22 protein-coding genes are annotated in these 21,642 nt (G+C 35.7%); 14 read left to right on the forward strand and 8 right to left on the reverse strand.

Features of this window, described 5'->3' with window-relative positions; genetic code table 11:
* Positions 1-287 (forward strand): T9SS type B sorting domain-containing protein (locus DNG35_RS08070; RefSeq protein ID WP_146228846.1); only part of this gene is annotated, 287 nt, incomplete at its 5' end.
* 494 nt (positions 288-781) lie between these two features.
* On the opposite strand, the gene DNG35_RS08075 is transcribed toward DNG35_RS08070, so the two are convergent.
* On the reverse strand, positions 782-2,059 hold the full coding sequence (locus DNG35_RS08075) for a replication-associated recombination protein A (protein ID WP_111127678.1): 1,278 nt from the start codon (positions 2,057-2,059) through the stop codon (positions 782-784).
* A gap of 75 nt (positions 2,060-2,134) precedes the next feature.
* Between DNG35_RS08075 and DNG35_RS08080 the strand changes: the two genes are divergently transcribed.
* Positions 2,135-2,896, forward strand: coding sequence for a rhomboid family intramembrane serine protease (locus tag DNG35_RS08080; RefSeq protein ID WP_111127680.1), 762 nt, complete (start codon positions 2,135-2,137; stop codon positions 2,894-2,896).
* Here the strand turns inward: DNG35_RS08080 and rlmB are convergent.
* The 7 genes from rlmB to DNG35_RS08115 form a co-directional block, all read right to left on the reverse strand.
* The gene (gene rlmB, locus DNG35_RS08085) at positions 2,891-3,622 is read right to left on the reverse strand and encodes a 23S rRNA (guanosine(2251)-2'-O)-methyltransferase RlmB (RefSeq protein WP_111127682.1); all 732 of its coding nucleotides are present in this window, start codon (positions 3,620-3,622) and stop codon (positions 2,891-2,893) included. The genes DNG35_RS08080 and rlmB overlap by 6 nt on opposite strands.
* Positions 3,623-3,694: 72 nt before the next feature.
* Complete coding sequence (locus DNG35_RS08090; RefSeq protein ID WP_111127684.1) at positions 3,695-5,632, reverse strand: S8 family serine peptidase; 1,938 nt, start codon at positions 5,630-5,632, stop codon at positions 3,695-3,697.
* Positions 5,633-5,739: 107 nt separating this feature from the next.
* On the reverse strand, positions 5,740-6,585 hold the full coding sequence (locus DNG35_RS08095) for a hypothetical protein (protein ID WP_111127687.1): 846 nt from the start codon (positions 6,583-6,585) through the stop codon (positions 5,740-5,742).
* 11 nt (positions 6,586-6,596) lie between these two features.
* Positions 6,597-7,280 (reverse strand): hypothetical protein, encoded by a 684-nt coding sequence (locus DNG35_RS08100; protein WP_146228847.1) that lies wholly within the window; start codon positions 7,278-7,280, stop codon positions 6,597-6,599.
* 169 nt (positions 7,281-7,449) lie between these two features.
* Complete coding sequence (locus DNG35_RS08105; RefSeq protein ID WP_158524884.1) at positions 7,450-8,877, reverse strand: RagB/SusD family nutrient uptake outer membrane protein; 1,428 nt, start codon at positions 8,875-8,877, stop codon at positions 7,450-7,452.
* Between the two features lie 12 nt (positions 8,878-8,889).
* Complete coding sequence (locus tag DNG35_RS08110; RefSeq protein ID WP_111127693.1) at positions 8,890-11,937, reverse strand: TonB-dependent receptor; 3,048 nt, start codon at positions 11,935-11,937, stop codon at positions 8,890-8,892.
* Between the two features lie 112 nt (positions 11,938-12,049).
* Entirely contained in the window at positions 12,050-13,660 is a 1,611-nt protein-coding gene (locus tag DNG35_RS08115) for a hypothetical protein (protein ID WP_111127695.1), read from the reverse strand.
* A gap of 246 nt (positions 13,661-13,906) precedes the next feature.
* On the opposite strand from DNG35_RS08115, the gene rpsL reads away from it, so the two are divergent.
* From rpsL to rplP, 12 genes are all read left to right on the forward strand, one after another.
* Positions 13,907-14,281: a 30S ribosomal protein S12 gene (gene rpsL, locus DNG35_RS08120; RefSeq protein WP_111127696.1), complete on the forward strand. Its 375-nt coding sequence runs from the start codon at positions 13,907-13,909 to the stop codon at positions 14,279-14,281.
* Between the two features lie 24 nt (positions 14,282-14,305).
* Positions 14,306-14,782 carry a 30S ribosomal protein S7 gene (rpsG, locus tag DNG35_RS08125; RefSeq protein WP_111127697.1) on the forward strand — a complete coding sequence of 159 codons (477 nt, stop codon included), beginning with the start codon at positions 14,306-14,308 and terminating at the stop codon, positions 14,780-14,782.
* A gap of 6 nt (positions 14,783-14,788) precedes the next feature.
* Positions 14,789-16,918, forward strand: coding sequence for an elongation factor G (fusA, locus tag DNG35_RS08130; RefSeq protein WP_111127698.1), 2,130 nt, complete (start codon positions 14,789-14,791; stop codon positions 16,916-16,918).
* 11 nt (positions 16,919-16,929) lie between these two features.
* Positions 16,930-17,235 (forward strand): 30S ribosomal protein S10, encoded by a 306-nt coding sequence (gene rpsJ / locus DNG35_RS08135; protein ID WP_111127700.1) that lies wholly within the window; start codon positions 16,930-16,932, stop codon positions 17,233-17,235.
* Between the two features lie 149 nt (positions 17,236-17,384).
* Positions 17,385-18,002 carry a 50S ribosomal protein L3 gene (gene rplC / locus DNG35_RS08140; RefSeq protein ID WP_111127702.1) on the forward strand — a complete coding sequence of 206 codons (618 nt, stop codon included), beginning with the start codon at positions 17,385-17,387 and terminating at the stop codon, positions 18,000-18,002.
* Complete coding sequence (gene rplD, locus DNG35_RS08145; protein ID WP_111127705.1) at positions 18,002-18,631, forward strand: 50S ribosomal protein L4; 630 nt, start codon at positions 18,002-18,004, stop codon at positions 18,629-18,631. The genes rplC and rplD overlap by 1 nt, the downstream gene beginning before the upstream one ends.
* 7 nt (positions 18,632-18,638) lie before the next feature.
* Positions 18,639-18,929: a 50S ribosomal protein L23 gene (gene rplW / locus DNG35_RS08150; protein WP_111127708.1), complete on the forward strand. Its 291-nt coding sequence runs from the start codon at positions 18,639-18,641 to the stop codon at positions 18,927-18,929.
* Between the two features lie 12 nt (positions 18,930-18,941).
* The gene (rplB, locus tag DNG35_RS08155) at positions 18,942-19,766 is read left to right on the forward strand and encodes a 50S ribosomal protein L2 (RefSeq protein ID WP_111127711.1); all 825 of its coding nucleotides are present in this window, start codon (positions 18,942-18,944) and stop codon (positions 19,764-19,766) included.
* Between the two features lie 6 nt (positions 19,767-19,772).
* Positions 19,773-20,051: a 30S ribosomal protein S19 gene (gene rpsS / locus DNG35_RS08160; protein WP_111127716.1), complete on the forward strand. Its 279-nt coding sequence runs from the start codon at positions 19,773-19,775 to the stop codon at positions 20,049-20,051.
* 8 nt (positions 20,052-20,059) lie between these two features.
* Entirely contained in the window at positions 20,060-20,467 is a 408-nt protein-coding gene (gene rplV / locus DNG35_RS08165; protein ID WP_111127720.1) for a 50S ribosomal protein L22, read from the forward strand.
* Between the two features lie 8 nt (positions 20,468-20,475).
* Positions 20,476-21,198 (forward strand): 30S ribosomal protein S3, encoded by a 723-nt coding sequence (rpsC, locus tag DNG35_RS08170; protein WP_111127725.1) that lies wholly within the window; start codon positions 20,476-20,478, stop codon positions 21,196-21,198.
* Between the two features lie 19 nt (positions 21,199-21,217).
* The gene (gene rplP / locus DNG35_RS08175) at positions 21,218-21,637 is read left to right on the forward strand and encodes a 50S ribosomal protein L16 (RefSeq protein ID WP_111127729.1); all 420 of its coding nucleotides are present in this window, start codon (positions 21,218-21,220) and stop codon (positions 21,635-21,637) included.
* Positions 21,638-21,642 lie beyond the last annotated feature (5 nt).

Consider the following 21,642-nt stretch of genomic DNA (forward strand, 5'->3'; position numbering starts at 1 on the left):
TGGACTACCCGGCGTTCTTCACTCCGAACAACGATGGCTACAACGACACCTGGAACATCTACGGACTGGCGGAGAGCAACCCATCGGCCAAGATCTATATTTTTGACAGGTACGGCAAGCTCCTGAAGCAGATCAGCCCAATAGGTGAAGGTTGGGATGGAAGCTACAACGGCACGCAGATGCCAAGTGGCGACTACTGGTTCAAGGTGGAATACCAGGAACTGGATGTAAACACCGGACAATTGGTGAGAAAGGAACTGGTGGACAACATCACCCTGAAGCGATAACGAATGATTTGATAATTTAGATAGACAAAACCCCACTTGAAAGAGTGGGGTTTTTATTTAATTAAAGTAGAAGAGAAAACATACAGAACTTTTGAGTAAAACATCCGAAGCTTTTACCAAGATATGCGGAATTTTTAATCATTTAATCTGGAGGAAATTATTATTGGTCAGCATGTATTTGGATTATAAAGAAAATTCGATGGAATAAAGAGATAAGCTCAATTAAAAATTTATCGCTAAACAAAAAAACTTAATTAGTAATGCAAATTTTGGTATAGATTTTAATACTGTAATTTCATAACAACATCTGATATAACAAAAATAAGAGCAACAAGTGTAATTCAAAAGTAGATAATTCAAGAATAAAAAATGTGATTTTATAATTTATTAATCATACATGGTTTAACCATAGAAATGATTATGGAATATAATCCATATTAGTGTTGAGTTTTCTAGTATAAAGAGAAGTTTAGATAGGTGATTTTGAAAACAAATCAATAACTATATTTATTTTTCCATCTGTTTTTTAAAAAATTCTTAATCGATTCTTCGCGACTATTATTTCCTGGGGTATAAAGTTGTTTTCCGTTAATTTCTTCAGGAAGGAAGTTGGTTTTCACAAAATTATTTTCATAATTGTGCGCATATTTATAATCGTTTCCATAGCCAATTTCTTTCATCAATTTGGTAGGGGCATTTCTTAAGGAAAGAGGTACAGGTAAGTCTCCAGTCTGCTTTACAAGAGCTATCGCGTCATTTATCGCCATATAACTGGAGTTACTTTTTGGTGAAGTCGCTAGGTAGATTACACACTGGCTTAAAATGATTCGAGATTCGGGGTTTCCAATCTTAGTTACCGCATCAAAGGTATTGTTGGCCAGTATAAGTGCGGTAGGGTTAGCATTTCCAATATCTTCACTAGCTAAAATAATAAGCCTACGCGCAATAAACTTGATGTCTTCACCACCTTCGAGCATTCTGGCAAGCCAATAAATGGCAGCATTAGGGTCGCTTCCGCGGATAGATTTGATAAAAGCCGAAATGATGTCATAATGTTGTTCTCCTGTTTTGTCATAGCGGACTATTTTGGTCTGAATTTTTTGTTCGACCAAATCATTAGTGATGATGATTTTATTAGAAGTTTCTGAATTGACTATGAGTTCAAAAATATTGAGCAGCTTTCTGGCATCACCACCGCTATAGCGAATTAACGATTCTGTTTCTTTTAGCTGAATATTTTTTGAACGGATAACTGTATCTTCCTTTAAAGCTTTTTGTAATATTTTCTTCAAATCTTCTTTCGAAAAAGAATTTAAAATATAAACCTGACATCTTGATAAAAGTGCTGGAATAACTTCAAAACTCGGGTTTTCTGTGGTTGCACCAATCAATGTTACCCAGCCTTTCTCTACCGCTCCCAAAAGCGAATCTTGTTGAGATTTACTAAATCGATGAATTTCATCAATAAAAAGGATGGGGTTTTTTGCAGTAAACAGACCTTGATCTTTTTTAGCTTTTTCTATCACCTCACGTACATCTTTTACGCCACTATTGATGGCACTTAGAATATAAAAAGGGCGTTTAGAAGTTTCAGCAATGATCTGTGCTAAAGTTGTTTTTCCCACGCCAGGAGGACCCCAAAAAATAAGTGAAGGAATAATTCCTTCTTTAATTTGGTGATATAAGACACCTTTTTTACCCACCAAGTGTTCTTGGCTCACATATTCTTCTATGGTTTTGGGTCGTAATCTTTCTGCAAGTGGAGTATTCATAATTACAAAAATACTTATAAAACTGACAATTTTGCATTAGTTCCATTTTGGTTTTTTATTTGCTATCTTATTGGTATGAAAAATAAATCGGCTTCAAATTTTCAGTTTTCTATCTATACAGTTTTGCTGCCAATAGTTTTTGTTTTGATGATGTGGTTGGTCTATTGGGTAGAAGTACGATTTCACGTAAGTTTAAATAAATACGGATTGCAACCCAAAAAACTTATCGGGTTAAGAGGAATTTTCTTTTCACCCTTTTTACACGGGAGTTTAAAACATTTGTTTAGCAACACTTTACCGATGTTAATTTTGTTTTCTGGCCTAAAATATTTCTATACACAGCTGAGCAATAAAGTTTTTATCATTGGTTTTATTCTTTCGGGTGTTTTCACATGGTTGTTAGGAGAGAAGGGAAGTTTACATATTGGGGCAAGCGGAATGGTCTATTTCCTCACTAGTTTTCTTTTTTTTATGGGTATTTGGTCTAGACATTACCGGATGATTGCTTTATCGTTGGCTGTTGTTTTTGTATACGGAAGTTTGATTTGGGGTGTTTTCCCTGGTGAAGAAGGGATTAGTTGGGAAGGCCATCTCGCAGGTTTTATTGCTGGTTTTATCATCGCTTTTGTGTATCGAAAAAACACCATCGAAAAAGAAAGTTTTGAATGGCAAAAGGAAACCTATCAGGAAGAAGAAGATGATTTCCTCAAACATTTTGATGAGAATGGAAATTTTATTCCTTCCTCTGAATTAGAAAAGCGTCAACTTCTCGATAGAGAGGTTTTTGATGAAATCGAAATTAAATACCATTTTAAAGACGATAAACAGAACTTATAACCTTTGTCTTATCACTTCGTATAAAATAGCACCGCAAGCTACAGAAACGTTTAGAGAGGAAGTTTTTCCTAACATAGGTAACTTTGCCTTTTCGTCCACCATTTTTAATAGACCTTGTGAGACACCATTGCCTTCACTTCCCATAATAATGGCAAGCGGTTTTTTGAGGTCAAGATCATAAATCATATGTTGTGTTTTTTCTGTTGCGGCAATCGTAGAAATACCATAGCTTTTAAGGTAAAATAAAGCATCTTTTAGATGACTTACTTTACAGATAGGAATATGAAAAACCGCTCCTGTTGAAGTCTTAACAGTTTGTTCGTTTATTGGAGCGCTTCCCTGCTGGGGGACAATAATTCCGTTAACGTTAAGTGACTCTGCGGTTCTAATAATAGCTCCAAAATTTCTGACATCAGTTATTTCATCTAACAATAAAAAAAGTGGGGTAGAAGAGTTGTTTTCCATATTTTCTAATAAGCTTTCTAAACTTATATAGGAAATAGGTGAGCTATAAGCAAAAACACCTTGGTGATTACTGTTTTTAGAAAGTTTGTTTAGTTTTTCTACAGGTACATAAGAAATAGCAATATTTTCTTTTTTAACCAAAGATTCTATATGACTGACTTGAGGGTTTTTAATACCTTTCTGAATATATACTTTTTCTAAATTTTGTTTCGCTTCAAGCGCTTCTATTACTGGGTGAATTCCAAAAATTGAATTTGACATAGTTGATGTTATGATAAACAAAAATAGGGTTTGAAAACTTCAAACCCTATTGAATTTTAAAAATAATATGATTTATTCCTTTATAATCTTTTTCTGAATAGAATCTTCTCCATCAGTTATATTTAAAATATACATACCAGATTGTAAACTTCTAGTATCTATACTAATTTGAGTATTAACATTGTTATAAGAACTAGAAATAACTTTTCTACCTTGAATATCTATTAATGATATTTCAATATTTGAGGCATTTAATTCTTTTAAATCAACATTTAGTATACCGTCTTTTTTAACAGGATTTGGCCAAATAGAGATACTTTTGTTATTAAATGTTTCTGTAGAAACAGTGCCTTCAAGACCTGTAACAATTAGACTATAATTTTGGGTGCCACCACTAAGAGTTCCTTTATGTGATACGATAATGGTATAAGCTCCTGCTGATGGAAATTCTATTTCTACTTGTTCTACGTTATCAACATTATTATCCGCACGAGTTGCGGCAGATGCTACATTCGATAAATTTAAACGATATGGCATATGCGTTTCGTTGTCAGCATTTTCGATAATTCTAATATCTAAATTGTTTACTAATGCAGGGCTTGGAGAATTTAACTGTCCGTTTCTAGGTGTTCCTACAGGATCTGTCCAAGATATTGTCGCTTTTAATGGCTCAGAACCATCTGTTTGCACCTGTATGTTATAGGTCTGTCCTTGAGATAAAGAACGCTCGTCTATGATAGATCGGTTTATATCTGTGTTTTGAATAGTTTCTATAGCGTACTTTGAGTTTAAAAGCCCCCACCCAAAAATGGCATCTGGGCCATTATTTCCTGCGTCATCAGCAGTATGACATGCTAAGCCTTTAAGGGTTGCAGCTAAAAGGTAGTTACTGTTAACTTGATTGTAATATTGTTGAATTAAAAGTAATGAACCTGCAACATTAGGTGCTGCCATAGAGGTTCCAGTTAAGCTAGCGTATGAAGTATTTGCAGCATCAGAGGTTGAAAATACATTTGTTCCATTGCCTGTAATATCAGGCTTTATTCTTCCGTCATCTGAAGGACCTTGGCTACTACTAGAATTGATAAATAAAGAACCTAAAAGCTCACCACTTCCGTTTGGGTTTATCAAAGCATCTTGAGCATTAGCAACCACTAAATTATTTTTTGAATTTTTATTCCCAGTTAATTTGTCATAACCATTCTTAAGACCACCCGTATAGGAAACATCTCCGTCATTCCCAGCAGAGACCACTGCTAAAAAATAAGGTGCAGAGACATATACTTGATCCCAAGCTGCTGAGTCAGAGCTGTAACACCCCGGAAGCCATGTGGGTACCTGAAAATTCCCATTACTATCTGCAATAGGAATACCATACGAATGATTAGAAATCAATAAACCGTTTGTAGTTGCTTCAGCGAGTACTTCTTGTTCATCATTATCCCAGTCGTATGATGTTAATAAGCATTCTGGTGCCATCCCTTTAGCTTGAGGACTTAATCCTGCGGCTGCGATAGTTCCGGATACGTGTGTAGAGTGCATACTTTGGTCGTTAGAAGCAGAAGCATCAGGAGTTGTAATTCTGGAGTTTCCGTTGTCTTGGAACTCGATATGTGTTTTTAGAGTTGGACCACCGTCCCAAGTAGCAATGTGCATGTTTTCCCCATTCACATTTACACCTAAACTTCCGCCTGTGTGCAAAAAGTTAGTTCTTGTAGATTCAGCAGCGTCAGTATTATCTACTTTATAATATAAAGGGATTGTATCTGAAATTACTTTTTTTAAGTATGCATAGGTATCGTCGTTATATTTAATTTTTTCAGGATAACCCTTTACATTAATTAAATAATCAACTAGTAGGTTGTTTTTCTCAGATTTTTTTTGCAGTTCACTTTTTAGGGAATTTATTTTTCCAGTATTATAATTTGATATAATCTCTGTTTTTTCAGCATTATTTTGAGAAAAAACAATAATAGGGAAAAATAAAATGAATAGGATTATTTGTTTCATTTCTTTATAAATTTTTTAACAATATTACTGCTTTTTTTTGAAATAAAAAAGCCAGCATATGCTGGCTTTTTAAAAATAACTAATATTAATCAGTTCTGAACTTACTACTATTGAACTTTTGTAAGTTGAACAGTAGTTTGTTGTGGTTCACCGCATCCAGAAGTTGAATCTTCTGTAAAAGTGATTGTAAACGTGCTGTCGTCAGTCTCGTCAAATGTCGCATTGGTATCTGGAGAGCCTATGTTTAAAGCAGCTCCACTACAAGCAAGGTTAGAGTTTTGGTCGTCTGGAACCTTTACTTCCCCGCAATCAAGTTCAAACATTACGGTAGCAGCTGGTTGACCTATCCCTAAATCAGGATAGAAAACAGTTTCAAACTGTCTTCCAAATTCAGAAGTTTCCGTTAATTCTAATACAGTGCCGTCACCAAATGTTGGTACACCTCCAGCAGCTTCTAAACCAGGGGTTAGTTGTGTTACCGTATATTCCCCTAAGAAAGTACCTTCTGCTAAAGGACAACCATACTTAATTAACAAGGTAAACTTATTTCTAAAATTAGCTATTCTACCGTCTTCTAAACTCACTAGATTTAAAATTAATTCTTTACCTGCAGTTGTTGCGGCATCAACATCACCTTGTACTTGAATAGAGGCTCTTGTTTTGCCACTTTCAACAAAATACGAGGTGTTCAAAATCTCAAAATCAACTCCTTCCATAGCTGAAGAGCTTGGGTCTATTTCTACCTCATAACTAAGATTTTTGCTAGGAGCATCAGATATAATTAAATTTACATCATAAATATTCTCATCGCCTTCAGCAACAAAGAATGTACCTGAGTTTGCAGAAAAGAATAGACTAGGATCATTTTGTTGTATATCATCCACTTTATCAGGGTCACAAGAAACAAAGAACCCTAAGGTAAGAATGATCATTAAAGTTTTATATAATTTCATAGTTTTAAAGATTAATTTGTTTGTAATACTTCTGGCCAACCGTTAGGGTTAGTAATTGTTGCTCTACCTCCATCACCATAGGTATTGGACCAATCAATAACCATTTCAGTCTCACTTACTGAAACTATAGTATAAGTGTATGAATCACCATATTGGTCGGTTGTATTTGGGTCAACAGTGATTTCAGCGCAATTGTGAGTAAACTGTATTCCAGTGGCTGGACCATCATTCCAGCAAGATCCAAATTGTCCGAAGCTAGCATCAGATGTAGAATATCTACCTTCTTCAACTTCTGTCCAAGTAACTTCACCTGTTGCATCAGGACAGCTGTCTCCAGATTGTCCTTGAACTAAATTAGTAGAAGTGTAAGAATAAGTTCCTGATAATTCAGAAGTACAGCTTTTTGATAAAATCATCATATAATTATACCTAAAATCTGCCACGTCAGCTCCTGAAATACTAAAAGCTAAAGTGTCTTTTACTTCTGTAGAAAGTTCATCAAAATTTAAAGTTACAGGGATGTTTCCTATATGACTATCAGCAGGAATTGTTACTGAAGCTGGCATAGTGTATTGAATACCTGCTTCAACTGTACTTACTTCTTCATTGATAGTAATACTGTATGATCTATCCGATGAAGTTTTATCAGTCGAACCGATAGCTACATTTATAACATTATCGTCTTGAACACCCAATGCAACTGTTTGTATAGTATCTTGTTCTGCAAAATAGGTTAGACTATCGCCATTGTAGTTATGTCTGTCTAAATTGTTATCTACTTCACAAGAAGTAACAATTGCACTAAGTGCTAAAAGACCTAAAAATATTTTTTTCATAGTTAAATAATTTTAATATTTTAAATTATTAATAGTCAGGATTTTGTTGTAATTCTGGATATACGTTAATCTCTCCTAATGGTATAGGTAACTCCCATTTATGACTGCTTTCTGGTAAGTTAGTAAAGGTCGTTGGAGTTCCAGTTCCATCAAAAAACTCTCCTTCTGATGCTGATCTAGTAACGGGAAGATTCCATCTTTTTAGGTCAAAGAAACGGTGCCCTTCGAAAGCTAACTCTAATCTCCTCTCAAGCATAATAGCATCCATTAAAGATTGACCGGTTTCACCCGGACTTGTAAAGCCAGCATACCTGTTTGAACGGACTTCATCTAAAGCAATTAAAGCTTGAGCATCATTTTGTAATCTAGCATAAGCTTCTGCTTTGTTTAAATATACTTCTGCAGCTCTAATTATTTTAGGGTCAACAATACCATTGTTTTGACCAGCCTCTCCAAGATATTTGATGATAAAATTATAAATATTCCCTGCAGCATCTTGTTCTACAGACAAATAGGCATCTTTTCTGATGTCTGCATCTTCAAACTTTTCGAAAAACTCATAAGTAATTACATATTCAGGAACTACTCCAGTAGGAGTGGTTTGGCTATATTCAACGCCAATCGCTATTCCGTCTAAATTTCTATCTTGGTCTATTTTAAAGATTACTCCGTCGTCGTTGGAATCTGTCCATACACCAGGGAAAACGTCTCTAGCTGCAACTTCAGTAGTTACTGCATCTGCATTGTCAATTGCTTTTTGATATTCTCCATTGTAAAGGTAAACTCTAGAAAGCATTGCATAAACAGTATTTCTACTGATATTGTTTCCTACTGCTCCATTTTCTAAAAGTAAATCTTTAGCCTCTTCTAATTCATCAATAACAAATTGCATAGATTCTTGAACGCTAGGTCTAACGGCAGTAAAAGTAGGGTCTGTAGTAGTGTTTATAGGCATGCCTAAAGCACCGTTTGCTTCAGCTCCTTCTTGAGGAATTACGGAATATACTCTTAACATATCAAACATAGCTATTGCTCTTGCAGCTTTTGCTTGACCAAGAAAGTTATCTTTTTCAGCCCCATCAGGCAAGTTATCGATATTTTCTATAATTCGATTAGCTCTATTGGTAATTAAATATGGGGATACCATAATATTCCAAGTAATTTGAGGGTTGTACCTCCATTCATAAAAAAACTGATTAGTTCTTCTACCTTGCTGAGCCAATATTAAGTTATCAGTCATAATATCAGGTCTGCTTATGTATGATCCTCCATAATAACCAGCACCTAAGAAACCTGAGTAAACACCTCTCATTGCGTTTTGAAAGTCATCACTAGTTTGATAATAGGTGTCAGGAACAAAAGAATTATTTGGTAATTGTTCTAACTCGTCTTCACAAGAAGAAAATAAACCTGTAATAATAGTTATTACAAATAATTTATAAAATATTTTTTTCATTTTCATTAATTTTTAAAATTTAATATCTACTCCGACAGAAACCGATTGTGTAGTTGGGTAACTATATAGACTATAAGCACCAAAAGTGTCAAAGTTTGTTGTTTCTCCACTACCAATACCAATTTCTGGATCACCTTTATATTCTGGAGCAAATACCCATAAGTTTTGTCCTTGAACAAATAGTTTAACTCCATTAAAGAACGAATCTTTTAACCATCTTTCTGGTAGATTATACCCAAATGTTAAGTTTCTTAAACGGATGTAGTCACCTTTTTGAAGGAATCTATCTGAAGTTTGATTTGATTCATTTCCATAGATAGGGTTAGGTAATACATTGGTTTGACCAGGTGTAGTCCAGTAATTAAAGGCGTCGAGCCTTTGATTAGAGTCTACTGAGGTACCATCACTTAACATGTTTTGCTCCATAATGTTATAAACATAATGTCCAACTTTAAAATAGAAATCTGTGGTTAATTCCCATCCTTTATAAGAAGCATAAAGATTGAATCCACCATCAAAATCTGCTGTCGGAGATTTTCCTGAGAGTAATTCGTTAGCATCTGCATCATATTCAGAAGTTATATTGCCATCAGAATCATAAAATAACGGTGCTCCGTTGGCAGGGTTAACTCCAGCCCATCTTGGGATGTAAAAAGTATTGATTTCTTCACCTACAGCTATTCTTGTGTAAGAACCATCGATAGGAGCTCCATCAGGATATTCTACTGTTGATACTAATTTAGTTACTTCATTATCTAAGAAGGCGATATTGGCTCCTAAGCGTACTCTCCAGTCTTCATTTCTTACTACATCTCCGTTTAATGAAATCTCAATACCTTTATTTACCATCTCTCCGATGTTACTAAAAATAACGCCATCAGGCTCACCTCCAATAGATGATAGAGGTCTGTTTAATAATAAATCAGAAGTAGTTCTCTCGTAATAATCTATAGTACCTCTCAATCTGTTTTTAAGCATAGCAAATTCTACACCGATATCCCAAATGCGGTTTTTTTCAAAACCTAAATCTTCATTTCCATTATCAGTAGGGACTGCAGTAGTCAATCCTCCTAAACTTCCAAAGCCTATAGTAGCAACAGCTGGATAAAAACCTATACCAGCTCTGTTTCCTGAAGTACCTATAGAAGCTCTAAGCTTTAACGCATTAAAGAAAGAATCTTGCATAAAGTCTTCTTTGTGAATATTCCATGCAGCACTTGTAGACCAAAAAACACCATACCTGTTATTTCTTCCGAACACAGAACTTTCATCCCGTCTTATTGAAGCGGTAAAGAGGTATTTTTCCATATAGTCATAATTAGCAAAGGCGCCAATACCTAATAAAGAAGACTCTGAATAGTTTGTGCTTACTGCAGTAGGTTCTGCTGAAATAGATTGTACTGACAAATCTTCAGAAGCAAAACCAATACTAGATAAAGCATAGGTTCTAAAAGTATTTCTGTTAAATTCGAATAAACCAGAAATAGAGTAATTGTGCTTTTCATTAATTTGATCAGCCCAAGTTAAACGATTAGTAATGGTATAGTCAAAATTATATGATCCGTTGTCAGTTTTTGAACCAGGATTAGTAGCGTCTCCCACGATGTCGTCTAGTATAGAGCCTGGTTTTACAAAATATTCTCTTCTGAAATTGTTATTTGTAGCACCAACTTGAAAGAAGTTAGATAAGTTTTCAGTAAGATCTATATTTGCAAACATTCTTCCAGTAATGGTATTATTTTGATTCATTTCAGGGTTATTTAAGATCGCTTCAGAAATAGAGAAACCTTGACGAGTTGGGTTAAATTGTTTTTCACCGTTTTCGTCTAATAAGAAATCTCCGTTTGCATCCAATAAAAACTCTGGTTCGTATGGGTTGTAATCGTAAATAGCTCTAAAAGGGTTTTGTACGTTATTTCTATCACGAGGTTCGTCACTTTTAGAATAAGTGTAACTCATGTTAGCCCCTACTTGTAACCAGTCTTTTGCTTGGTATGTAGCGTTAAGACGTGCGGTCATTCTCTCAAAACCGGATAAGTGGTCTATAATACCAGAATTCCTATCATGACCAACACTAGAAAAATAAGTGAAATCTTTAGAACCTCCTTGAATAGAGAGCTGATTTGACTGAACAACACCTCTTCTTAATAAAGTTTCAAACCAATCATGACCATTATTTACCAAGTAGTCGTAATCTTCTTGAGTTGCAGTATTGGCTCCTGGCAGTCCTTGAGCATTGGTTACTCCTAAAGCTGCAAGCTCAGCTTCATATTGAAGCTTTTGAGCTGCATTCATCATTTCATATGGGTTTTCAACCATTTGAGTCAAACCGTATCTTGAGTTGAAATTGATGATTGCATCTTGTCCTTTAGTACCTTGCTTAGTTGTAATTACGATTACACCGTTTGCTGCTCTAGAACCATATAAAGAAGCTGTAGCAGCATCTTTTAAAATAGAAATACTTTCGATTTCATTAGGATTCACAGAATTCATATTTGGTGCAACAACCCCATCAATCACATACAATGGAGCACTACTTGCATTGATAGAGCCAACACCCCTGATTCTTACAAATGCAGTTTGCCCTGGTTTACCATTACCTGCGGTAACATTGACACCAGCAGCCTTACCTTGAAGTAATTGGTCTACTGAAGTAGTAGGAGACATTTCTGTTAACTCTTCTCCTGTAACCACTGATACTGCTGACGTTAACTTGTCTCTTTCGGTCGTACCATAAGCTGTAACAACTACCTCGTCGAGTTCATTATCTGGAACCATACTGATAGAGTATGAGTTTTGAACTCCAACTGTGATTTCTTGTGTAGCAAAGCCAACATAGCTAAAGACTAACACGTCGCCACTTGCAGCCATCAACGAATAATTTCCGTCAAAATCTGTCTGTGTACCAACCGTGGTTCCTTTAATAACAATGTTAACTCCTGGTAACGGCATGCCCTGATCATCAGTAACAGTACCGGAAACAGTTTTTTGTTGTGCAAAAGTGAGTTGCACCATAAACGCTAGGAATAGCGTTAAAATTCCACTAAACTTTGTTCTCATTTTATAATTTATTTGAATTAGCCAATGTCAAAAATCTTAATAAAAACTTAAATAAACAAAAAAAACTAAGGGAATTTTAAAAATTCTGTTAATCTAAATTCATTTTTGGTTATTAAAATGTTACGGTGTAAACAATATGAACTTTAGTACTATTGAATTGAAAGTTCTGATTTTCAGTCTTTCCATTGGCAAACATTAGGTGTAATATGCCAGAATTGGTCATGAGTTTTAAGCCAAAACCTATAGATGTTAAAGTTTCAGATGTAGTATCGATGTTGTTTTTGAAATAGGCGAAATCAGTTATGCTGTGCAAAACTAAATTGCTGGAAGCTAAATATTGATACTCCAACTGTGTTATGGTGTATAAATTTGCGGGAATACTGTTTTCTTGGAAACCTCTGATGGTGTTTATTCCGCCAAAACGTGGTAACTCATTTAGGAGGTAGTTATCCGAGATCAAATAAAAGTTGTGGTTGTTAAGGTAAATAAAGTTTCTGTCGTTTAGCGGAAACTGAAACTGGTAATTCCCTATTAGGTCTATTTGGTCGGTCTTAAGGTCGCCGACATCTCTGCTTCCAAAGCCTATCTCGGTGTAAAGTCGGTTTGGTTCTCGGGTTAAATTATTTTCAATTTGATTTAAAATAAGATTAGCGCCCACATAAACTTTGTTGCTTTTAAAATCTTGAACTGCATTAATGAGATTTTCGTTAGCCAGATTGGTTGAACTTGTAAACCTGTATTTTGTAAAAAAAGTGCTAGTTGAATTGAGAATGTAGTTGAGTCCGATTTTTTGTTGTGTATTGTTGAAGGTGGAATCTTTTCTGAAAATATTCAATCCGGCTTCAAGACCAAAAGGAGTTTTAAAAATGTAAGGAAAATTCATGTCGAGGTTAAACTCAATCTGTCCTTCACCGTCGTTTCGGTATAAGAGTTTAAGGCTTTCACCGAAATTCAAATTGTTCAATAAATTCAAATCTACCAAACCATTTAGTTGAAGGCTGTTGTCAACTTCGTTAGTGGCAAAGCCCAAATAACCATTAAAATTGTTCTGATTTCTTTTTTTGAGGTAAACATACAAGATCGTCGAATCCTTTTCGAAAAGAATTTCGGCGGGTTTTGCGATTTCGACAAAGTTTAGTGTTTTTAGCGAATTTATTTTTTTGTCGATAATACTTTTGTTGAATTTCTGATTGGCTTTTATTTTCAGAAAATGCTTGAGATAGCCTTTCGGGAATTTCTCGTAACCGAGAATTTTAATCCCGTCAATTTTTCTGTCTTCCGAATAGTAAAAAACCAAATTCCCAAAAAGTAAATTTTCTCGTTTAAAAATGTCCTTTATATATAGGAGAGAAAATGGCTTTCCGGAATTGGAGATCTTCTGGTTCAGATTCTGTAAATAAATTTCCGTTTCCGAAAAAGAAATTTTTAAGGTGTCTTTGAGTGGGATTTGCAATTCTTGCTCAAGAAAATCACGATCTTCTTGCGAGGTTAAAAGATGTATGGTTTCAATTTTATTACCGGCTATATATATAAAGGTGTAAATATTTTCATTTTTATTGAAATCTTTCCTTGTGATTTTCGCGTCGATATAACCCATTTTCTGAAGGTTGTTCAGGAGTAAATTCACTTCGCTTTCAGCGGAATTTAAATCTTGATGGTTTTTTTGGTAAGAAATGTTTTCCAGAAGCTTTTTGTCGTATTCTTTTTCACCAATTATTTGCAACGTGATGTTTTGTGCTTCCGCGAAAAACGAAATGAAAAAAAAGAGAGTGAAAATGTATCGAAAAATATTCAAAGAAGTAATTTTAAGCAAGAACGAAATTATGTTTTATTTAGCGTTCTAATTTCCGAAAAAATAATCTTATTGAAAATTAATATGTTATTGTTTGATTAATAAAAAAATATATATACATTTGCAAACCCAAAAAATGGGTATTATATAAATTAAAATTAGTGTAATTAAGAATTTATGCCAACAATTCAACAATTAGTAAGAAAAGGAAGAGCCAAAATAACCAAGAAGAGTAAATCGGCTGCTTTAGATTCTTGCCCTCAAAGAAGAGGAGTTTGTACGCGTGTTTATACTACTACACCTAAAAAACCTAACTCGGCTATGCGTAAAGTAGCAAGGGTTAGATTAACCAATGGTAAGGAAGTAAACGCATACATTCCTGGAGAGGGTCACAATCTACAAGAGCACTCGATAGTATTGGTTAGAGGTGGAAGGGTAAAAGATTTGCCTGGTGTTAGATATCACATCGTGCGTGGTGCATTAGATACTGCCGGTGTTGAAGGAAGAACTCAACGTAGATCTAAGTACGGAGCAAAACGCCCTAAAAAGTAATTTAAAAACTTTTAAAGAGAAGAAATGAGAAAAAGACAGGCAAAAAAGAGACCACTATTACCGGATCCAAAATTTAATGATCAGTTGGTGACACGTTTCGTTAATATGATGATGTGGGATGGTAAGAAATCGGTTGCTTTCAAAATATTTTACGATGCAATTGCTATCGTAGAGGAAAAAAATCAAGACGAAGAAAAAACTGCTTTAGAGTTGTGGAAGGATGCATTATCTAATGTAATGCCACATGTGGAAGTAAGAAGTAGAAGAGTTGGTGGTGCTACCTTCCAAATTCCGATGCAAATTAGACCAGATCGTAAGGTTTCTACCGCGATGAAATGGTTAATTTCTTTTTCGCGTAAGCGTAATGAAAAAGGGATGGCTGCAAAATTAGCTGCAGAAATATTAGCTGCTGCGAAAGAAGAAGGAGCTGCGGTGAAGAAAAGAGTAGATACGCACAAAATGGCAGAAGCAAATAAAGCATTCTCACACTTTAGATTCTAATAAAAAATGGCACAAAGAGATTTAAAATTTACAAGAAATATTGGTATTGCAGCGCATATTGATGCGGGTAAAACAACTACTACCGAACGTATTTTGTTCTATACTGGTGTTTCTCACAAAATAGGAGAGGTTCACGACGGAGCTGCAACAATGGACTGGATGGAGCAAGAGCAAGAAAGAGGTATTACTATTACTTCTGCTGCAACCACTTGTACATGGAAGTTCCCAATGGAAAACGCGCAACCGCTTCCAGAAACTAAAGATTATCACTTTAACATCATCGATACTCCTGGTCACGTTGATTTTACCGTAGAGGTGAACCGCTCGTTGAGAGTATTAGATGGTTTAGTGTTCTTGTTTAGTGCTGTAGATGGTGTTGAGCCACAATCAGAAACTAACTGGAGACTTGCAGATAACTACGGTGTTCCAAGAATTGGTTTCGTTAATAAAATGGACCGTCAAGGTTCTAACTTCTTAGCGGTTTGTAACCAAGTAAAAGAAATGTTAGGTTCTAATGCAGTGCCTATCGTTTTGCCAATTGGTTCTGAGGCTGATTTTAGAGGAATCGTAGATTTAGCAAAAAATAGAGCGATTGTATGGCACGACGATAACTTTGGTTCTACTTTCGACGTAGTAGATATTCCTGCAGATATGCAAGAAGAAGTGCGTGAGTACCGTGCAAAACTTATCGAAGAAGTTGCAGAGTATGATGAGAATTTGATGGAGAAGTTCTTCGAAGACGAAGACTCTATTACAGAAGAAGAAGTACACGCGGCTTTAAGAGCGGCGGTTATGGATAGAGCTATCATTCCTATGGTTTGTGGTTCTTCATTCAAAAATAAAGGAGTTCAGTTTTTATTAGATGCGGTTTGTCGTTATTTGCCTTCACCGGTAGACAAAGAAGCTATTGTGGGAACTAATCCAGATACAGGTGCTGAAGAAAAAAGAAAGCCAGATGTAACTGCGCCTTTTTCAGCTTTAGCATTCAAAATTGCTACCGATCCTTTCGTAGGTCGTTTGGCATTCTTTAGAGCATATTCAGGAAGATTAGATGCAGGATCATACGTGTTGAACAATAGGTCTGGTAAAAAAGAAAGAATTTCTAGAATTTACCAAATGCACTCTAACAAACAAAATGCAATAGAATATATTGAGGCTGGAGATATTGGAGCTGCTGTAGGGTTTAAAGATATTAAAACGGGTGATACTTTATCAGACGAAAAAGCGCCAATCGTTTTAGAGTCTATGGATTTCCCAGATCCGGTAATTGGTATCGCTGTTGAGCCAAAAACAAAAGCAGATGTAGATAAAATGGGTATGGCTTTAGCTAAATTAGCAGAAGAAGATCCAACTTTTACAGCTAAGACAGATGAGGCTTCAGGTCAGACGATCATCTCAGGAATGGGTGAGCTTCATTTAGATATTATTATCGATCGTTTACGAAGAGAGTTTAAAGTAGAAGTAAATCAAGGTCAACCTAGAGTTGAATATAAAGAAGCAATTACCAGAAAAGCAGATCACAGAGAGGTTTACAAAAAACAATCGGGTGGTCGTGGTAAATTTGCTGATATCGTATTTACGCTTGAGCCTGCAGAAGAAGGCAAGTCAGGTTTAGAGTTTATTTCTGAGATTAAAGGTGGTAACGTTCCTAAGGAATTTATCCCTTCAATCGAAAAAGGATTTAAAATGGCAATGATTAACGGTCCTTTGGCAGGTTACGAAGTAGATGCTATGAAAGTAACCTTGACAGATGGTTCTTACCACGATGTAGATTCTGATCAATTATCGTTCGAGCTTGCTGCGAAATTAGGTTTCAAGGCTGCGGCAAAGGCTGCAAAAGCTGTAATTATGGAGCCAATTATGAAGTTGGAAGTATTAACTCCGGAAGAAAGTATGGGTGATATCGTTGGTGACTTAAACCGTCGTCGTGGCCAAGTGAACAATATGAGCGATAGAGCAGGTTCTAAAGTAATCAAGGCTCACGTTCCGTTATCAGAAATGTTTGGGTATGTAACGGCTTTACGTACATTATCTTCTGGTAGAGCAACCTCTACAATGGAATTTTCTCACTATGCAGAAACTCCATCGAATATTTCGGAAGAAGTGATTAAAGAAGCAAAAGGTGGTAACGATTAAAAGCTAAGAAAATGAGTCAAAAAATTAGAATAAAATTAAAGTCTTACGATCATAACTTAGTTGATAAATCAGCTGAAAAGATTGTAAAAACTGTAAAAACAACAGGTGCTGCGGTAACGGGTCCAATTCCATTGCCAACACACAAGAAAATTTTCACAGTATTGCGTTCGCCGCACGTGAACAAGAAATCAAGAGAGCAATTTCAATTAAGTTCTTACAAAAGACTTTTAGATATTTATAGCTCATCATCAAAAACGATTGATGCTTTAATGAAACTTGAATTGCCGAGTGGAGTTGAAGTAGAGATCAAAGTCTGATGATTTGAATACTGAACTTTGGTTTCAGTTACATGTCCTGAGCTGCGGGCGAGGGAAAAACGGAAGAAAATACATTCAGGATTGAACGTGTTTTCAATCCTGAAGTTTTTTAAATAATAAATAAAATAGTAATTAATAATTAAATTTTTATGTCTGGGTTAATAGGAAAAAAAATCGGCATGACTAGCGTTTTTGATGAAAACGGGAAAAACATTCCTTGTACAGTAATTCAAGCTGGTCCATGTGTTGTTACCCAAGTCAGAACCACAGAGGTTGACGGGTATGAAGCGCTTCAACTTGGTTTCGATGACAAGGCAGAGAAAAGTACTACAAAAGCGACTCAAGGTCACTTTAAAAAAGCGGGTACTTCAGCGAAGCGTAAAGTTGTCGAATTCAAAGGATTTGAAGGTGAGTTTAAATTAGGTGACGAGATCACTGTAGAGCATTTTGTTGAAGGAGAGTTTGTAGATGTAGCTGGTACTTCAAAAGGTAAAGGTTTCCAAGGTGTTGTAAAAAGACACGGTTTTGGTGGTGTGGGGCAAGCGACTCACGGTCAGCATAACCGTTTAAGAGCTCCAGGTTCTATTGGTGCGGCATCTTATCCTGCAAGAGTTTTCAAAGGAATGAGAATGGCGGGACAAATGGGTAACGAGAGAGTAAAAGTTGAAAACTTAAGAGTATTGAAGGTAGTACCAGAAAAAAATCTTTTAGTATTAAAAGGTTGTGTTCCTGGTCACAAAAATGCTTACGTAACAATTGAAAAGTAATGAAAGTAGCAGTTTTAGATATAAAAGGAAAGAAGACAAGCAAAGAGGTAACTCTTTCTGACGATATTTTCGGAATCGAGCCAAACAACCATGCTATTTATTTAGATGTAAAGCAATTCTTGGCAAATCAACGTCAAGGTACTCACAAAGCTAAAGAAAGAGCAGAGATTACGGGTTCTACCAGAAAAATTAAGAAGCAAAAAGGTACAGGTACAGCTAGAGCTGGAAGTATAAAATCTGGAGTTTTTAAAGGTGGTGGTCGTATGTTCGGTCCAAGACCAAGAAACTATGGTTTTAAACTGAATAAAAACCTTAAGCGCTTAGCGCGTAAATCGGTGTTAAGCCAAAAAGCTAAAAACAATGAATTATTAGTGGTGGAAGATTTTAATTTTGATACGCCAAAAACAAAAAATCTTATCGATGTATTGAAAGGTTTAGGTATCGAAAATAAAAAATCACTGATAGTGTTGGGAGAGTCAAATAAAAACCTATATTTGTCATCTCGTAATTTGAAGACTTCTAAAGTTGTAAACCATACAGAATTAAGCACTTACGATATTTTAAATGCTAATAATTTGGTTCTTTTAGAAGGTTCATTAGAAGGAATTGAGTCGAATTTGATTAAATAAGAACGTTATGAGTATCTTAATAAAACCTATTATTACAGAAAAAGCTACAAACGATAGCGAGTTAAACAACCGTTTCGCTTTTGTAGTAAATAATAAGGCGAACAAGATTGAAATCAAGCAAGCAATTGAGTCTGCTTATGGCGTTTCTGTTTTGAAAGTTCGCACAATAAATGTACGTCCCGATAGAAAAACTCGATACACTAAAACAGGTATCGTAACTGGTAAAACAAGTGCTTTCAAAAAAGCAATTGTACAGGTGGCTGAGGGTGATACAATAGATTTATATGCTAATCTTTAAGAGATTTAAAAAATGTCAGTAAAAAAATTAAAGCCAATCACACCAGGGCAGCGTTTTAGAGTAGTAAATGGTTTTGACGCCATTACTACTGATAAGCCGGAGAAAAGTTTATTAGCTCCGAACAAAAGGTCTGGTGGTAGAAACAGTCAAGGAAAAATGACCATGCGCTATATTGGTGGGGGTCATAAGAAAAAGTATCGTATCGTCGATTTTAAAAGAGACAAAGCGGGAGTTCCTGCAACAGTTGCTTCTATCGAGTACGATCCAAACAGAACAGCATTTATCGCTTTGTTAAATTACCAAGATGGTGAGAAGCGATACATTATTGCTCCAAACGGATTGCAAGTAAATCAAAATGTTGTTTCTGGTAGCAATATTGCTACAGAAATTGGTAATGCAATGCCTTTAAGCGAGATACCTTTAGGTACAATTATTTCTTGTATTGAGTTACGTCCTGGTCAAGGAGCGGTAATGGCGAGAAGTGCAGGTGCTTTTGCTCAGTTAATGGCGAGAGAAGGTAAGTATGCAACCATTAAACTACCATCGGGAGAAACTCGCATGGTTTTAGCAGATTGTATGGCAACTATCGGTGCTGTTTCTAACAGTGATCACCAGTTGTTAGTCTCTGGTAAAGCAGGTAGAAGTAGATGGTTGGGTAGAAGACCAAGAACTAGAGCGGTGGTAATGAACCCAGTAGATCACCCAATGGGTGGTGGTGAAGGTCGTGCTTCTGGAGGTCATCCGAGATCAAGAAAAGGATTGCCTGCAAAAGGGTATAGAACTCGTTCTAAGACCAAATCAAGTAATAAATACATCATCGAACGTAGAAAGAAATAATAAGTTATGGCAAGATCATTAAAAAAAGGACCTTACGTTCACTATAAATTAGAAAAGAAAGTTGCTCAAAATGTAGAGTCAGGAAAGAAGTCGGTTATCAAAACTTGGTCAAGAGCTTCTATGATTACTCCAGATTTCGTTGGGCAAACTATAGGAGTTCATAACGGAAAACAATTTGTGCCGGTTTATGTAACAGAGAATATGGTAGGTCACAAATTAGGAGAATTTTCACCAACGCGTTCTTTTAGAGGTCACGCAGGTGCAAAAAATAAAGGTAAAAAATAATTGAAGCTATGGGAGTTCGTAAAAGAGAAAGAGCAGAGCAAATAAAAGAAGCTAATAAGCAGTTGGCATTTGCAAAACTAAATAACTGCCCAACTTCGCCTCGTAAAATGCGATTGGTTGCAGATTTAGTAAGAGGTGAAGGTGTAGAAAAAGCACTTCAAATATTAAAATTTAGTAATAAAGAAGCATCAATAAGATTAGAAAAGCTATTGTTATCTGCGATTGCCAACTGGCAAGCAAAAAACGAAGATGCTACTATCGAAGATGCAGACTTATTTATTAAAGAAATTCGTGTAGACGGAGGAAGTATGTTAAAAAGACTTCGTCCTGCTCCACAAGGAAGAGCACATAGAATAAGAAAGAGATCTAATCACGTTACGTTGATTTTAGATGCTAAAAATAATACACAAAGCTAAGATATAGTATGGGACAAAAAACAAATCCAATAGGGAACAGACTTGGTATCATTAGAGGATGGGAATCTAACTGGTACGGTGGGAACGACTATGGAGATAAATTAGCTGAAGATGACAAAATCAGAAAGTATATCCATGCTCGTCTTTCTAAAGCTAGTGTATCTCGTGTAATTATCGAAAGAACTTTAAAACTTGTAACCGTTACTATCACTACGGCTAGACCTGGTATTATTATCGGAAAAGGCGGTCAAGAGGTAGACAAGTTAAAAGAAGAACTTAAGAAAATTACAGGAAAAGAAGTTCAGGTTAATATTTTTGAAATCAAAAGACCGGAACTTGACGCGCATTTAGTTGCTGCAAGTATAGCAAGACAAATCGAAAACAGAATTTCTTACCGTCGTGCTATCAAAATGGCTATTGCTGCTGCAATGCGTATGAATGCTGAAGGTATCAAAGTTCAAATTTCTGGTCGTTTAAACGGAGCGGAAATGGCAAGATCTGAAGCATACAAAGACGGAAGAATTCCATTATCTACATTTAGAGCAGATATTGATTATGCTCTAGTTGAATCTCACACTACCTATGGTAGATTGGGAGTAAAAGTTTGGATAATGAAAGGTGAAGTTTATGGAAAAAGAGAACTTTCTCCTTTGGTAGGTTTATCAAAAAAACAATCAGGTGCTAATAAAGCGGCTTCTGGAGGTAGAGGTAAACAACGTAGAAGAAAGTAAATTTTTTAAAAAGTAAGAAATGTTACAGCCTAAAAGAACAAAATATCGCAAGCAACAAAAAGGACGTATGAAAGGTGTAGCCGGAAGAGGTCACAGACTTTCAAACGGTACTTTCGGAATCAAGTCTTTAGATTCTAATTTTGTGACTGCTCGACAAATAGAAGCAGCTCGTATTGCCGCAACACGTTATATGAAAAGGGAAGGATCTATATGGATTAAAATTTTCCCAGACAAGCCAATTACTAAAAAGCCTCTTGAGGTTCGTATGGGTAAAGGTAAGGGTAACGTAGAGTATTGGGCAGCCGTTGTAAAACCAGGAAGAATGCTTTTCGAAATCGGTGGTGTACCACACGATGTCGCTAAAGAAGCCTTGAGGTTAGCTGCTCAAAAATTACCAGTAAGAACAAAATTTGTAGTTGCTAGAGACTATCAAGAATAATTTTT

Source organism: Mesonia sp. K7, assembly GCF_003233725.1.
Lineage (GTDB): Bacteria > Bacteroidota > Bacteroidia > Flavobacteriales > Flavobacteriaceae > Mesonia.